The sequence below is a fragment of the Salmonella sp. GDC200615 genome, from assembly GCF_050574145.1.
Taxonomy (GTDB): Bacteria; Pseudomonadota; Gammaproteobacteria; order Enterobacterales; family Enterobacteriaceae; genus Salmonella; species Salmonella enterica.
Map to the genome: position 1 here is coordinate 4065688 of NZ_CP192247.1, position 14517 is coordinate 4080204.

General features: G+C 52.1%; 12 protein-coding genes and 1 pseudogene. 8 read left to right on the plus strand and 5 right to left on the minus strand.

Features of this window, described 5'->3' with window-relative positions; translation table 11 throughout:
- The first annotated feature begins 137 nt into the window (after positions 1-137).
- Positions 138-797 carry a DedA family general envelope maintenance protein YghB gene (yghB, locus tag ACQ29O_RS19700; RefSeq protein WP_000268444.1) on the plus strand — a complete coding sequence of 220 codons (660 nt, stop codon included), beginning with the start codon at positions 138-140 and terminating at the stop codon, positions 795-797.
- Positions 798-860: 63 nt separating this feature from the next.
- Here yghB and ACQ29O_RS19705 read toward each other — a convergent pair whose 3' ends face one another.
- Positions 861-1757: an AraC family transcriptional regulator gene (locus tag ACQ29O_RS19705; protein ID WP_253336097.1), complete on the minus strand. Its 897-nt coding sequence runs from the start codon at positions 1755-1757 to the stop codon at positions 861-863.
- A 192-nt stretch (positions 1758-1949) separates the two neighbouring features.
- Here ACQ29O_RS19705 and yqhD point away from each other — a divergent pair, with 192 nt between their 5' ends.
- The 4 genes and pseudogenes from yqhD (at position 1950) to ACQ29O_RS19725 (ending at position 6197) form a co-directional block, all read left to right on the plus strand.
- Positions 1950-3113, plus strand: coding sequence for an alcohol dehydrogenase (gene yqhD, locus ACQ29O_RS19710; protein ID WP_001058726.1), 1164 nt, complete (start codon positions 1950-1952; stop codon positions 3111-3113).
- Positions 3114-3218: 105 nt separating this feature from the next.
- Positions 3219-4046, plus strand: coding sequence for a 2,5-didehydrogluconate reductase DkgA (gene dkgA / locus ACQ29O_RS19715; protein WP_000013100.1), 828 nt, complete (start codon positions 3219-3221; stop codon positions 4044-4046).
- Between the two features lie 165 nt (positions 4047-4211).
- Positions 4212-5697 (plus strand): annotated as a pseudogene (locus ACQ29O_RS19720) (DASS family sodium-coupled anion symporter).
- 44 nt (positions 5698-5741) lie between these two features.
- Positions 5742-6197 (plus strand): HIT family protein, encoded by a 456-nt coding sequence (locus ACQ29O_RS19725; protein ID WP_000128242.1) that lies wholly within the window; start codon positions 5742-5744, stop codon positions 6195-6197.
- A 157-nt stretch (positions 6198-6354) separates the two neighbouring features.
- On the opposite strand, the gene ACQ29O_RS19730 is transcribed toward ACQ29O_RS19725, so the two are convergent.
- Together ACQ29O_RS19730 and ACQ29O_RS19735 are read right to left on the minus strand one after the other, a co-directional pair.
- Positions 6355-6549, minus strand: a complete 195-nt coding sequence (locus ACQ29O_RS19730; protein WP_000525384.1) for a hypothetical protein — start codon at positions 6547-6549, stop codon at positions 6355-6357.
- 202 nt (positions 6550-6751) lie between these two features.
- Complete coding sequence (locus ACQ29O_RS19735; RefSeq protein WP_001274474.1) at positions 6752-8923, minus strand: YgiQ family radical SAM protein; 2172 nt, start codon at positions 8921-8923, stop codon at positions 6752-6754.
- Positions 8924-9409: 486 nt separating this feature from the next.
- Between ACQ29O_RS19735 and ACQ29O_RS19740 the strand changes: the two genes are divergently transcribed.
- Genes ACQ29O_RS19740 through ACQ29O_RS19750 form a run of 3 tightly spaced genes read left to right on the plus strand, consistent with a single transcriptional unit; the run spans position 9410 to position 12235 of the window.
- Complete coding sequence (locus tag ACQ29O_RS19740) at positions 9410-10393, plus strand: TRAP transporter substrate-binding protein (RefSeq protein ID WP_000799367.1); 984 nt, start codon at positions 9410-9412, stop codon at positions 10391-10393.
- A 41-nt stretch (positions 10394-10434) separates the two neighbouring features.
- Positions 10435-10917 carry a TRAP transporter small permease gene (locus ACQ29O_RS19745; protein ID WP_001221825.1) on the plus strand — a complete coding sequence of 161 codons (483 nt, stop codon included), beginning with the start codon at positions 10435-10437 and terminating at the stop codon, positions 10915-10917.
- A gap of 10 nt (positions 10918-10927) precedes the next feature.
- On the plus strand, positions 10928-12235 hold the full coding sequence (locus ACQ29O_RS19750) for a TRAP transporter large permease (RefSeq protein WP_000345261.1): 1308 nt from the start codon (positions 10928-10930) through the stop codon (positions 12233-12235).
- 44 nt (positions 12236-12279) lie between these two features.
- Here the strand turns inward: ACQ29O_RS19750 and ftsP are convergent, their stop codons facing one another.
- Together ftsP and plsC are read right to left on the minus strand one after the other, a co-directional pair.
- Positions 12280-13692: a cell division protein FtsP gene (gene ftsP, locus ACQ29O_RS19755; protein WP_000010657.1), complete on the minus strand. Its 1413-nt coding sequence runs from the start codon at positions 13690-13692 to the stop codon at positions 12280-12282.
- A 73-nt stretch (positions 13693-13765) separates the two neighbouring features.
- Complete coding sequence (gene plsC, locus ACQ29O_RS19760) at positions 13766-14503, minus strand: 1-acylglycerol-3-phosphate O-acyltransferase (RefSeq protein WP_000965730.1); 738 nt, start codon at positions 14501-14503, stop codon at positions 13766-13768.
- Between the last annotated feature and the right edge of the window lie 14 nt (positions 14504-14517).

Here is a 14517-nt window from a genome sequence, read left to right on the forward strand (position 1 = left end):
TTGCCGGGGATGGACATATATGCAGACAATTTCCGTGGAAAAGTCTGCGTTTGTTGCGTCCGGGATCAAGGCATCCCGGACGATTCAGGAGTACAATAGGCGAATAAAAGCATAAATGCTGTTCCACAGGAAAGTTCATGGCTGTCATTCAAGATATTATCGCTGCGCTCTGGCAACATGATTTTGCCGCGCTGGCGAATCCACACGTTGTTAGCGTCGTCTACTTTGTCATGTTCGCCACGCTATTTTTAGAAAACGGTCTGCTGCCAGCATCATTCTTACCTGGCGATAGTCTGCTGCTACTGGCAGGCGCGTTGATCGCCCAGGATGTGATGCATTTTTTGCCGACGATTGGCATTCTCACCACCGCGGCCAGTCTCGGCTGCTGGCTAAGTTATATCCAGGGACGCTGGCTCGGTAATACGCGTACCGTCAAAGGCTGGCTGGCGCAGCTTCCGGCAAAATATCATCAGCGCGCCACCTGCATGTTTGACCGCCACGGTTTGTTAGCGTTGCTTGCCGGGCGCTTTCTGGCGTTTGTCCGCACTCTGCTGCCAACAATGGCGGGTATTTCCGGCCTGTCCAACCGCCGGTTTCAGTTTTTTAACTGGTTAAGCGGCCTGCTGTGGGTGACTGTCGTGACCAGCTTCGGCTACGCGCTCAGTATGATCCCGTTTGTTAAGCGCCATGAAGACCAGGTAATGACATTTTTAATGATCCTTCCCGTCGCGCTACTGGTCGCCGGACTGTTAGGTACGCTGGTCGTGGTGATTAAAAAGAAATACTGTAACGCCTGACGTATCCATAATCGGCCAGGATGGCCCGATTACGCTTCGTTGACCCGTGGCGGGATGCCCCACTTAGCTCCCTTGCATTGTCCGCATTCTTGCCGCATCTTCGCCCGGCGTAACGCCAAAATAACGTTTAAACTCCCGGCTAAACTGCGATGCGCTCTCATAGCCGACCCGCATCGCCGCGGCGCTGGCCTTCATACCGTCGTAAATCATCATCCGCGCTTTATGCAGTCGGTAGCTTTTTAAATACTGCAACGGCGAGGTGCTGGTGACCGCCTTAAAATTATGGTGAAACGCCGACACGCTCATGTTCGCTTCTGCCGCCAGTTGCTCAACATTCAGGTTCTCGGTGTATTTCATTTCGATCTGTTTAAGTACGCGACTGATCAGGCTAAAGTGCGTCTGGCGACTAACCAGTGCAAGCAGCGCCCCGCCGCGCGGTCCCATCAGCACATGATAAAGAATTTCGCGAATAATTTGTTTTCCCAGAATCCGCGCATCCAGCGGGCGCTCCATCACATCCAGCAATCTTTCCACCGCGCATAAAATCTCGTCCGACAGCGTGGCGGAGTTAATCCCACTGGCCGCCATCGGCAACTGGAAACGTTCATCTTCGCCAATGTCCATGAGCAACTCTTGCAGTTGCAGCACATCAATGTCGAGCCGAATACCGGCCAGTGGTACCTCCGGCGTTGCCCAGGTCTCGCATTCAAAAGGGAGCGGCACGGTCAGTAAGAGATATTCATTAGCGTCATAACGAAACTTGCGCTTGTTAATATAGCCAATTTTATGGCCGGAAAAGAGAAATATGATGCCAGGCTGATACATGACCGGCGTGCGCGGCCCCGGTTCAACACCATACAACAGACGAATGCCCGCCAGCCGCTCGCTGATTATTTTATCATTATTTTTTAAATGATTAATTTTATCCGCCAACTGTAAGCAAATTGCTTCACGATTCATAACGCGCCATTTTTTCATCAAATCCACTCCGCTGGATTGTGCGCATTTTTAGCGATTTTCTCCAGCATTCTGGAGAAATAGGCAAAACATTGGCAGAAATGTGCATTGAGAGACATCCCTCACAAGACCACAATGATGACCATCAGGCAGACAGCCGCCTGCCCTCTTTTTACCCACATAAGGGAATGAGCAATGAACAATTTCAAATTACATACCCCTACCCGCATTCTGTTTGGTAAAGGCGCTATCGTCGATCTTCGCGATCAAATCCCGCAGGACGCCCGCGTGCTGATTACCTATGGCGGCGGTAGCGTGAAAAAGACCGGCGTACTGGCGCAAGTTCAGGAAGCGTTAAAAGGACTGGATGTTCGGGAGTTTGGCGGTATTGAACCGAACCCGTCCTATGAAACGCTGATGAAGGCCGTGCAGCTTGTGCGCGACGAAAATATTACCTTCCTGCTGGCCGTTGGCGGCGGTTCCGTACTGGACGGCACCAAATTTATCGCCGCAGCGGCGCAGTATACGGACGGCGTCAATCCGTGGCACATTCTGGAAACCGGCGGTACTGAGATTCGTAGCGCAATCCCGATGGGGTCTGTGCTGACCCTACCGGCAACCGGCTCAGAATCGAACGCCGGCGCAGTCATTTCCCGTAAAACCACTGGCGACAAACAGGCCTTCCACTCCTCGTTCGTGCAACCGGTGTTTGCCGTACTGGACCCGGTCTACACCTATACATTGCCGCCGCGCCAGGTTGCGAACGGCGTCGTGGATGCTTTCGTCCATACCGTTGAGCAGTACGTCACTTACCCGGTTAACGGCAAAATTCAGGATCGTTTCGCCGAAGGTATTTTACTCACACTGATCGAAGAAGGTCCCAAAGCGCTGCAAGAGCCTGAAAATTATGACGTCCGCGCTAACGTGATGTGGGCCGCTACTCAGGCGTTGAATGGCCTGATTGGCGCTGGTGTTCCGCAGGACTGGGCGACACATATGCTGGGCCATGAGCTTACCGCGATGCACGGTCTCGATCATGCCCAGACGCTGGCTATCATTCTGCCTGCGCTATGGAACGAAAAACGAGACGTTAAACGTGCAAAACTCCTGCAATATGCTGAACGTGTATGGAATATCACCGACGGTTCCGACGACGAGCGTATTGATGCCGCCATTGCCGCCACCCGCCGTTTCTTTGAACAGATGGGCGTGCCTACCCGTCTGTCCGATTACGGTCTGGATGGCAGCACTATTCCGGCGCTACTGGCTAAACTTGAGGCGCATGGATGCACAAATTTAGGTGAAAATCAGGATATTACGCTGGATGTCAGCCGTCGGATTTATGAAGCGGCGCGCTAAGGTTTTTTCGCCTCTGACTTTCGTTTTTGGCCATTTCGTCCAGACTTAAGTCACTTAGTCTCGCCGGACCCGACTCCGGAGAGCCAATTAAAAGAGGAACACATCATGGCTAATCCAACCATTATCAGGCTACAGGATGGCAACGTAATGCCACAACTTGGGCTGGGAGTCTGGAAAGCAAGCAATGAAGAGGTGATCGCGGCGATTCATAAAGCGCTGGAGGTGGGCTATCGATCGATTGATACCGCCACAGCATATCAGAATGAAGAAGGCGTCGGCAAAGCGCTAAAAGCAGCGAGCGTGGCGCGGGAAGAGCTGTTTATCACTACCAAGTTGTGGAATGACGATCAAAAACGTCCCCGCGAAGCCCTGCAGGAGAGTCTGAAAAAACTGCAGCTTGATTATCTCGATCTCTATCTGATGCACTGGCCCGTACCGGCTATCGATCACTATGTCGACGCCTGGAAAGGCATGATCGCGCTGCAAAAAGAGGGGCTGGTAAAGAGTATCGGGGTCTGTAACTTTCAGATCCATCACCTCCAGCGTCTGATCGATGAAACCGGCGTTACCCCTGTGATCAACCAGATCGAGCTTCACCCCTTGATGCAACAGCGCCAGCTACATGCGTGGAATGCGACGCATAAAATCCAGACCGAGTCCTGGAGCCCGCTGGCGCAGGGTGGCGAAGGCGTATTCGATCAGAAAGTGATTCGCGAACTGGCGGATAAATACGGCAAAACGCCCGCCCAGATTGTTATTCGCTGGCATCTGGACTGCGGGCTGGTCGTCATTCCGAAATCCGTCACCCCTTCCCGTATCGCGGAAAACTTTGCTGTCTGGGATTTCCGTCTCGATAAAGATGAATTAGGCGAGATCGCAAAACTGGATCAAGGAAAACGCCTCGGTCCCGATCCGGATCAGTTCGGCGGTTAAGCCGGATTTATCGCACGCCATGCCCGACGATGTCGTCGGGCTTTTTTGCATTCCGAAACATTAAGAAACAATTACGCGCATTTAACAGTATATTTCCCCCACACACAAGCGCAGAATTATTCTGATTTTGTGAATATTTATTCATATTTATTATGAATTTACTTAATACATATAAAATATTTATGGATGTGTAATTGTGGCGGAAAAAAAATCTCAGGGCGTCAAATGGCTCCCATTTATTCTTATTCTGGTTATCGCCGCCGGACTGTGGCAGCTAACGCCCCCTTCCGGGTTAAGCGCGCCGGCCTGGCATTCCGCGATTATTTTTGTCGCGACGATCGCCTCTATCGTGGCGAAAGTGCTGCCTATTGGCGCAGTCGGTATTATCGGCATCACCGTCTTTGCGCTCGCCTATGCTGCCGGCGACAAAACGGCCAGCGGCGCGATTACCACGGCCTTGAGCGAGCTGAACAGTTCGCTGATCTGGCTTATCGTCGTCGCCTTTATGATTGCCCGTGGGTTTATCAAAACCGGGCTGGGTCGGCGTATCGCCCTACAAATGATCCGTCTGTTAGGTAAACGAACGCTGGGTCTGGCTTATGGTCTGGCGTTTGCCGATCTGATCCTCTCCCCCGCGATGCCCAGTAACACCGCGCGCTGCGGCGGCGTGATTTACCCGATCGCCGACTCGCTGGCGCGCAGCTTTGATTCACATCCGGAAGATGAGTCTCGCAGCAAAATCGGCACCTTTCTGATCACCTGTATTGGCAATGTTAACGACGTCACCGCCGCACTGTTTATGACCGGTTATACGGGTAACCTGCTGGCGGTAAAACTGGCGGCGAACGCCGGCGTTACGTTGAGCTGGGGAAGTTGGTTTATCGCCGCGCTCCTGCCTTGCCTGGTCTCTTTTCTTATCGTCCCGCTGCTGGTCTACTGGCTGACGCGTCCGGAAATTAAACATACGCCGGATGCGCCGGATTTGGCGCGCAAAGAGCTGGCGCAAATGGGCAGTATGACGCGCGGCGAGTGGCTCATGCTGGCGACCGTCGGCGTGTTGCTGGTGCTATGGATTTTTGGCAGCTCGCTCGGCGTGGATGCCACGACGGCCTCTTTTGTCGGTCTCTCTATTTTATTACTGAGCGGCGTGCTCACCTGGGAAGACGTTAAAAGCGAAAAAGGCGCCTAGGATACGTTGATTTGGTTTGCCGCGCTGCTGATGATGGCTAACCAGTTGAAGAAACTAGGATTCACCAGCTGGTTTGGCAACCTGATTGGCGACAGCATCGGCAGCACGATGCATGGAACCAGTTGGATAATCATCCTGCTGCTGCTTAACGCAGCCTATTTTTATACCCACTATTTTTTCGCCAGCGGCAACGCGCAAATCGCCGCGCTGTATGCGGTATTTCTGGGCGTCGGTCTGCATCTGAATATTCCGGCGGCGCCGATGGCGCTCATGCTGGCGTTTACCAGCAGCCTGTACTGCTCTCTTACGCAGTATACCCACGCACGCGGCCCCATTCTTTTTGGCGCCGGCTATGTACCGACGGGCGTCTAGTGGCGAACGGGATTTATTATCAGTCTCTTTAATCAGGCGGTCTTTTTGACAGTCGGCCTCGCATGGTGGAAAGTGTTAGGGTTGTATTAAACGCTTAACTCATCGATAAGCCCCTCGGTTAACGGAGAAATGGAATGACCTGCATTTTCTGTCAAATAGTTGAAGGTAAAGCACCTTGTCATAAAGTTTGGGAAGATGAGCATCACCTGGCTTTTTTGTCGATTTTTCCGAATACCGATGGGTTTACCGTAGTGATCCCGAAAAAACATTACCCCAGCTACGCGTTCGATCTACCGCCGCAGGCGTTAGCGGACCTGATGCTGGCGACCCAAAAAGTGGCTAAGAAACTGGATAAGGCTTTCCCGGATGTCAGTCGTACGGGAATGTTCTTCGAAGGTTTCGGCGTAGACCATGTGCACAGTAAATTAAGCCCCATGCACGGTACTGGCGATTTAACCCACTGGAAACCGATTGAATCGCGGCAGAATAAATTTTTCGAACAGTATGAAGGATATCTGTCGTCACACGATCATGAACGGGCTGATGATGAAAAACTGGCCGCGCTGGCGGCCAGAATTCGTGAGGCATAAATACGGAGCACTTCTGCCGGATGGCGGTGTAAGCACCTTATCCGGCCTACAAAACTGTGCTATTCATAGACCTGATAAGCGCAGCACCTTCAGGCATTATACCTTAGATTATATACTTCTTATCTATTTTAATATATCAACCCTAGTAGGTTAAATATTACGGCGCGTGGCTAAATATTTCGTACAAAAACCATCCAGGAATAGCGGCAATAACACCCATTAAAATTATCCCTGCAAGAGTCATTTGCCTATCTTCACGTTTTTCCATACTACATGCTTTAATAGCCATTATGAATATAACAACAGCTATTATAGCAATTACGATAAAACAGGGAATAATAATCATACCCATGATATCCCCTCCTCTGGGGCTGTATAAAAGCATCATGCCTTAATCATTAAGGTAATATATAATTAATTTATACAATCAATAATATTTAAATAAAATATAAAGCTCCCCGTAATTTAGCAATTACTAAAGACCGATACAATATATTTAGATGTCTGTTACTTCCAAAAACATTAGCTTCCAGAAGCAACAGATTCAAAGGTAATTAACGCCCTGCGCCTTTCCCGCGCTTCTTATTAGCGGCAAGCCCCTGCCGCTGACGTTCCACCGGCGTATGCTTGGTCAACGCCGGGCGGGTATTGCGGTTCTGGCGACGCGCTTCGCGCATCTCTTCAATGGTCGGCGCAGGCACCAGACACTCACGGCGACCGCCAATCAAATGCTTTTTCCCCATCGCTTCCAGCGCCTGGCGAATCAGCGGCCAGTTCGCCGGATCGTGATAACGCAGCAGCGCCTTATGCAAGCGACGTTGCCTGTCTCCCTTCGGCACCACCACATCTTCACTCTTATAACCAATTTTACCCAGCGGGTTTTTGCCGGTGTAATACATGGTGGTCGAATTCGCCAACGGCGACGGGTAGAAGTTCTGCACCTGATCCAAACGGAAGCGGTGGCGCTTGAGCCACAGCGCCAGATTCACCATATCCTCGTCCCGCGTGCCCGGATGCGCGGAGATAAAATACGGGATCAGATACTGCTCTTTTCCGGCCTGTTTAGAGTAAAGGTCAAATAACTCTTTAAAGCGATCGTAGCTGCCCATACCCGGCTTCATCATTTTCGACAGCGGACCTTCTTCAGTATGCTCCGGCGCAATCTTCAGATAGCCGCCCACATGATGGCTCGCCAGCTCTTTAATGTAGCGAGGATCTTCTACGGCGATGTCGTAGCGCACGCCGGAGGCAATTAAGATTTTCTTAATGCCTTTCAGCTCACGGGCGCGGCGATAAAGATTGATCGTCGGCGTATGGTCAGTATCCATATGCGGACAGATATCCGGATAGACGCATGACAGGCGACGACAGGTCTGCTCCGCACGCGGCGACTTACAGCGCAGCATATACATGTTCGCGGTAGGACCGCCCAGATCGGAGATCACGCCGGTAAACCCCGGCACCGTGTCGCGGATCGCTTCGATCTCGTTGATAATAGAGTCTTCCGAGCGGCTCTGAATGATGCGCCCTTCATGTTCAGTGATCGAGCAGAAAGAGCAGCCGCCAAAGCAGCCGCGCATGATATTGATCGAAAAGCGGATCATCTCATAGGCCGGAATACGGGCATTGCCGTAAGCCGGGTGCGGCACACGCTGATACGGCAGCGCAAACACGCTATCCATCTCTTCAGTGGAGAGCGGTATGGCGGGCGGGTTGATCCAGACATAGCGGTCGCCGTGTTTTTGCATCAGCGCCCGCGCGCAGCCAGGGTTAGTTTCGTGATGCAGAATACGCGACGCATGGGCGTACAGCACCTTGTCGCCTTTCACCTTTTCAAAGGATGGCAGCAGGATATAGGTTTTTTCCCACGGCTTCGGACGCGGCGGCTGCACGGTAATCGCTTTAGCTTCCTGCTTTTTCGGCGCGACCGGCTTGTTATCCGCGCACGGCAGATCCTCACCATAGGGATGGGGAATTGGATCGATTTTACCCGGCGTGTCCAGACGAGTGGAGTCGACGCCGCTCCAGCCAGGCAGCGCTTCTTTAACCATAATCGCAGTGTTACGCACGTCGCGAATCTGATCGATGGTTTCGCCCATTGCCAGACGGTGCGCCACTTCCACCAGCGGACGCTCGCCGTTGCCAAACATCAGCATGTCGGCTTTGGAATCGACTAACACCGAACGACGCACAGTATCAGACCAGTAGTCGTAATGCGCGGTACGGCGCAGACTGGCCTCAATGCCGCCAAGGATCACCGGGACATCTTTCCACGCTTCTTTGCAACGCTGGGTATAGACCAGCGTGGCGCGGTCCGGGCGTTTGCCCGCGACGTTATCCGGGGTGTAGGCGTCGTCATGGCGCAGCTTACGGTCGGCGGTGTAACGGTTGATCATCGAGTCCATGTTGCCGGCGGTGACGCCGAAGAACAGGTTCGGTTTTCCCAGACGCATAAAGTCGTCTTTGCTGTTCCAGTCAGGCTGGGCGATGATCCCCACGCGGAAGCCCTGCGCTTCCAGCATACGACCGCAAATCGCCATGCCGAAGCTCGGATGGTCGACGTAGGCGTCGCCGGTTACCAGAATAATGTCGCAGCTATCCCAGCCAAGTTGATCCATCTCGTCACGTGACATCGGCAAAAACGGCGCCGGCCCAAAGCAGGCGGCCCAGTACTGCTGCCAGGAGAAAAGGTCGCGATCCGGTTGGATCAGGGAGATAGCGCTCATATTGCTTCCAAAACGATTGGCAAAAAAATAATCAAAGGTCGGGGATTATAAGCCGTATCTATAGCGAAAATGAAGGAGATTATCGCCTTATATGCAGGGCTGGCGCGAAATAGAAACAACTTTAAACGGCCTGGCCTGATGTGTTTGAAATTGGTCTTATGAATATCTCCAAATTGGTATGCAATTAATTATACCCACGTCTAAAAACGCAGTATCGCCATAACAACAAAAAGTAAAAAATATCATATTATCAGTAATATATAAAAAAACTTCGCTGAATTGCTCACGGCACTGTTTTTACCATGACTTTCTTCTGTGAACCAGATCTCTTTCTTTGGTCTATTGATTAAATTAAATTGGCTGACAGAGTTCAGGGGATAAAGAACACCATCACCACGCCTTTCCCCTACGCAATACCTTACGTATCAGCAGGTTATTAATTAATCAACGATAACCACAGGAATCCCAACCTATAAGGAAGCAGATATGAAAAACACACGTTCATTCACAACATCAGCGGTATTACTGGCCGGCTGTTTGCTACTGGCATTTCCAGCGCTCGCCAAAACCACGCTGAAACTGAGCCACAATCAGGATAAAAGCCACGCCGTTCACAAAGCGATGAGCTATCTGGCCGATAAAGCGAAAGCCTATTCGGACGGCGAATTAAATATTCGTATTTACCCCAACGCCACGCTGGGCAACGAACGTGAATCGCTGGAATTGATGAACTCCGGCGCTCTGCAAATGGTGAAAGTCAATGCGGCATCGCTGGAGTCTTTTGCGCCGGAATATAGCGTGTTTAGCCTGCCGTTTTTATTCCGCGACCGCGATCACTACTACAACGTACTGAAAAGCGACTTAGGGAAACGCATTCTCGCGTCCTCCGAAAGCAAAGGCTTCGTCGGCTTAACCTGGTACGACGGCGGCGCCCGCAGTTTTTACGCTGGTAAGCCCATCACTCAACCCGACGATTTAGCCGGTATGAAAATCAGAGTGCAGCAAAGCCCCAGCGCTATCGCGATGGTGAAAGCGCTCGGCGGCGTGCCGACGCCGATGGCGCAAGGCGAACTCTATACCGCGCTCCAGCAAGGCGTGGTCGATGGCGGCGAAAACAACCCCGTGGTTTATGCCGATATGCGTCATGCGGAGGTGGCGAAATTCTATTCCCGCGACGAGCACACGATGGTGCCGGATGTCCTGGTCATCAGTACCAAAGTACTTAACAAATTGAGCGATAAAGAGCGGAAAGCGTTATATAAAGCCGCAGATGAATCCATGCAGCAAATGAAAGACGTCATCTGGCCCGCCGCGGAAAAAGAGGCTTATGAGAGCATGAAGGCCATGAATGCGACCGTTGTTGATATTGATAAATCCGCGTTCAAACAGCGTGTTAAGCCCTTGTTTGATGAGTTCCGCGCGAAAGATGCTCAATCAGCGAAGGATCTGGAATACATCGAGAATATGTAAATCTGCCGGGCAGGGTTCTCCTGCCCTTTACAGGATGTAATATGCGAATACTCACCAATGCACTGAACAAAATACTGGCCGGGTGCTGCTGTATTATTCTGGCGATCATGGTTGCCTGCGTATCCTGGCAGGTGGCGGCGCGCTTTATATTCAACGCGCCAAGCAGCACGCTCGACGAATTCACCCAGATTCTTTTTATGTGGATGATTCTGTTAGGCGGCGTCTATACCGCCGGATTAAAAAAACATTTAGCTATCGATTTGTTAGCGCAAAAACTCTCCCGAACGCCCGCCCTCGTGCTCGACAGTATCATTCAGGTGATTATTACCGTGTTCGCGCTGATTTTTATGGTGTACGGCGGTGATATTATTGTTGAAAAAGCGGCGCACGTCAGCCAAATGTCCCCGGTATTAAAATGGCCTATGGATAAAGTCTATTGGGTCATGCCGATTAGCGGCGTCATCCTGGTGTACTACACCATTGTGAACGTTATTGATAATTATCATCAGCGCCATCTTCGCTAACGAGGGATATATGGACTTTGAATATATTTACCCAATAATTGTTTTATTTGGCAGCTTTGCCATTATGCTGGCGGTCGGCGTTCCTATTACATTCGCTATCGGGCTGTCGTCCTTATTCTCAATCCTGATAGCCCTTCCCCCGGATGCGGCAATCTCGGTTATTTCGCAAAAAATGACCGTCGGTCTCGATGGCTTTACGCTGCTGGCGATCCCCTTTTTTGTGTTAGCCGGCAATATCATGAATACCGGGGGAATCGCCCGGCGCCTGGTGAATCTGGCTCAGGCGTTAGTTGGCCGCCTTCCCGGCTCGCTGGCGCACTGCAATATTCTGGCGAACACCCTGTTTGGCGCGATATCCGGCTCGGCTGTCGCTTCTGCGGCCGCGGTGGGCGGCATCATGTCGCCATTACAGGAAAAAGAGGGCTACTCTCCGGCGTTCTCTACGGCGATCAACGTCGCTTCGGCGCCGATTGGCCTGATGATCCCGCCCAGCAATGTGCTAATTGTCTATTCGCTGGCTAGCGGCGGCACCTCTGTCGCCGCCCTGTTTTTGGCGGGCTACCTGCCCGGCATCTTAACCGCGCTGGCTTTAATGACGGTAGCGGCGCTGTATGCCCATCGCCACCATTACCCGGTTGCCGAACGCATCAACCTGCGGCAGTTTCTGTCGGTATTCCGCGATTCATTGCCCAGCCTGTTGCTGATATTTATTATTATCGGCGGCATTATCGGCGGCGTATTTACGCCAACAGAGGCCTCTGCGATCGCGGTAATCTATAGCCTGGCGCTGGCGGCCATTTATCGAGAAATTAATGTGAGTAAGTTGCGCGATATTCTGCTGGATTCGGTAGTAACCAGCTCTATTGTTCTCTTACTGGTCGGCTGCTCAATGGGAATGTCATGGGCGATGACCAATGCTGATGTTCCTGAACTGATTAATGAAATGATTACCAGCGTGTCCGAAAATAAATGGGTCATCTTGCTGATTATCAATCTCATTTTGTTACTCGTCGGGACGTTTATGGATATTACCCCGGCTATTCTGATCTTTACGCCTATTTTCCTTCCCATTGCTCAACATCTGGGAATCGACCCTGTCCATTTTGGCATTATTATGGTTTTCAATTTAACCATCGGACTGTGTACGCCCCCGGTAGGCACTATTTTGTTCGTCGGTTGCAGTATCGGCAAAATCAGTATTGATAAAGTCGTCAAACCGCTATTACCGATGTTTCTGGCACTCTTTGTGGTCATGGCGATGATTTGCTACTTCCCGCAGTTGAGTCTGCTGCTTCCCACGCTGTTTGCTCCTTCCTGAAAACCCTGACGGGTCTGCGCTATTCAGACCCGTACTCGGACGCTTTACGACGCCGGATTCACCAGCATTTGCCCAATCGAGCCGCGGTCAGCCATTTCCAGCGTCTGGCTGTTGAAATAGAACGGGAAGTGCGGCCAGGACGGCTGACCGTAATAGACCAGCAATTCGACTTGCCCATCCACCCAGACGGTATCTTTCCAGCCTCTATCTTCCGGGAACGGCATAGCGCCGTTGATGTTACGAATCAGGAAAGAGACGCCCTCAATATGGAACGACTGCGGCATATCGGCGCGTACCGTCCAGCGCTCCCAGGTGCCTTGTTGGGCGGTAATATCAATGCGATTCACATCCCACAGTTGGCCGTTAATCCCCGGATCGTCGCCAAGACTGATGTCCCGACTGCGGACAGGCGCGCCGCTCATGATCTCCGTCGGCAACAGACGCATCGGCAGATTATCGGTCACCAGCGGCAGCAATCCGGTTGGCCGTAACGTCAGCACCAGGGTCGAAACCAGAATACTGGAAGGCTCAAAGAAACCGCGAATCCGATCGACTATGCTGGCCGCTTCCCCGCAGGTGATCGAGACTTCGTCGCCGTTGGTCATATCAACCAGGATTTCACGTCGCTCGCCGGGCGCCAGTGACAACTGTTTGACGGAAACCGGCGCAGGTAAAAAGCCCTGATCGCCTGAAATCACATGCAGCGCCCGGCCATCGCTCATCTGAAGCTGATAGCGCCGCGAGTTCGAGGCGTTCAACAACCGTAACCGCACCCAGCCGCGGGACACTTCGACATAGGGGCTTTGCGCGCCGTTCACCAGCAGCGTATCGCCGACAAAACCACCGCTTCCCGGTTCGCTGTACTCCGGCGTCCCAAAGTTATCCAGCCGTTTATCCTGGATAATGACGGGAAAATCATCCACGCCGTAATGGTTCGGAATGGGCAGCGTTTTACTAATGTCGTCTTCGACCAGCCACATTCCGGCCAGGCCGTTATACACCTGCTGCGCAGTGCGGTTAGGCGTGTTAGCGTGATACCACAGCGTCGCGGCGCTCTGACGAATCGGCAACACCGGCGCCCAGTCCGCGTTCGGCGACATCATACGCGCCGGGCCACCCATCAGCGGCCCCGGCACCAGTAAACCAGCAACCGTCATGGAGACATTTTCCGCCAGGCGGTTGCTATAGATGAGTTTAACGTCATCGCCTTTCCAGACGCGGATTGTCGGCCCCAGATAACGACCGTTCACTCCCCAGACCGGCGCGCGCGTGCCTTGCGTAAAGGACCAGTGCGCTCGCTGTAGCGTCATAAACAACGGCTGCCCGCGACGGGACTCCAGCAACGGCGGAACAGGCAACGGCTGTTGCTGACCGGCAGCATTCGCCCTGAGGGGAATCGCGCCTGCACATAGTGCGATTCCCGATGCCTGAAGAAACTGACGCCGACTGAATGACATATAAGCTCCATGTAAAACAGGCTAAAGAGTTGTGCCTGAAAAAATGATTTCTACAATAACAGAGTAAGACTGCTTAAACCTTACCGGTCGCTTCACGTTCCGCAACCTCTTTATCAAGTTCCGCGATTTTTTGCTCCATTAACGCACGGCAGTGGGCCGCCAGCTCGCGAACCTGATCTTTACCATATTCGCTGACATCGACTGGCGGCAGCATTTCCACAATAACCAGTCCGTTGTTCAGGCGGTTTAGATTGACTTTGTTAGAGGTGTTGGAAACGCAGACAGGAATGATCGGCACACCAGCCGCGATAGCCGCATGAAACGCGCCGGTTTTAAACGGCAGCAGACCGCGTCCCCGGCTACGCGTACCTTCAGGGAACATCCAGATAGAAATACGGCGCTTTTTAAAATGGTTAACCACTGCCGCAATGGTGCTATGCGCTTTGGCGCGGTTATTACGGTCAATCAACAGATTACCGGTCAGCCAGTACAGTTGCCCAAAAAACGGGATCCAAAGCAGGCTTTTTTTCCCCACCGTCACCGTTGGCGGCTGCACAATATTCGCCGCCGTGACCATATCATAATTATTCTGGTGGTTAGCAATATAGATAGCATTGCCATAGTTTTCCGCGTCGGCGGGTTTGCGGCACTCCACTTTCAGGCCAAACAGCGGGGCCAGACGACCGAACATATGTCCAAACGTCGCCACGTGTTTTGGGTTACGTGGGCTGAAAAGGCAGTAAATAGAACCGAAAACACAGACCAGAATGGAGTAAATAACGGTAACAATAAGACGAAAAATATATAGCATAACAACCTCTGAAG

What these genes read in the sequence shown, in the direction of transcription:
- ACQ29O_RS19750 (WP_000345261.1), top strand. Translation starts at nt 10,928, where the DNA reads ATGGACTTTGAATATATTTACCCAATAATTGTTTTATTTGGCAGCTTT.
- ACQ29O_RS19740 (WP_000799367.1), top strand. Translation starts at nt 9,410, where the DNA reads ATGAAAAACACACGTTCATTCACAACATCAGCGGTATTACTGGCCGGC.
- ftsP (WP_000010657.1), bottom strand. Translation starts at nt 13,692, where the DNA reads ATGTCATTCAGTCGGCGTCAGTTTCTTCAGGCATCGGGAATCGCACTA.
- ACQ29O_RS19735 (WP_001274474.1), bottom strand. Translation starts at nt 8,923, where the DNA reads ATGAGCGCTATCTCCCTGATCCAACCGGATCGCGACCTTTTCTCCTGG.
- yqhD (WP_001058726.1), top strand. Translation starts at nt 1,950, where the DNA reads ATGAACAATTTCAAATTACATACCCCTACCCGCATTCTGTTTGGTAAA.
- yghB (WP_000268444.1), top strand. Translation starts at nt 138, where the DNA reads ATGGCTGTCATTCAAGATATTATCGCTGCGCTCTGGCAACATGATTTT.
- plsC (WP_000965730.1), bottom strand. Translation starts at nt 14,503, where the DNA reads ATGCTATATATTTTTCGTCTTATTGTTACCGTTATTTACTCCATTCTG.
- ACQ29O_RS19725 (WP_000128242.1), top strand. Translation starts at nt 5,742, where the DNA reads ATGACCTGCATTTTCTGTCAAATAGTTGAAGGTAAAGCACCTTGTCAT.
- ACQ29O_RS19745 (WP_001221825.1), top strand. Translation starts at nt 10,435, where the DNA reads ATGCGAATACTCACCAATGCACTGAACAAAATACTGGCCGGGTGCTGC.
- ACQ29O_RS19730 (WP_000525384.1), bottom strand. Translation starts at nt 6,549, where the DNA reads ATGGGTATGATTATTATTCCCTGTTTTATCGTAATTGCTATAATAGCT.
- dkgA (WP_000013100.1), top strand. Translation starts at nt 3,219, where the DNA reads ATGGCTAATCCAACCATTATCAGGCTACAGGATGGCAACGTAATGCCA.
- ACQ29O_RS19705 (WP_253336097.1), bottom strand. Translation starts at nt 1,757, where the DNA reads ATGAATCGTGAAGCAATTTGCTTACAGTTGGCGGATAAAATTAATCAT.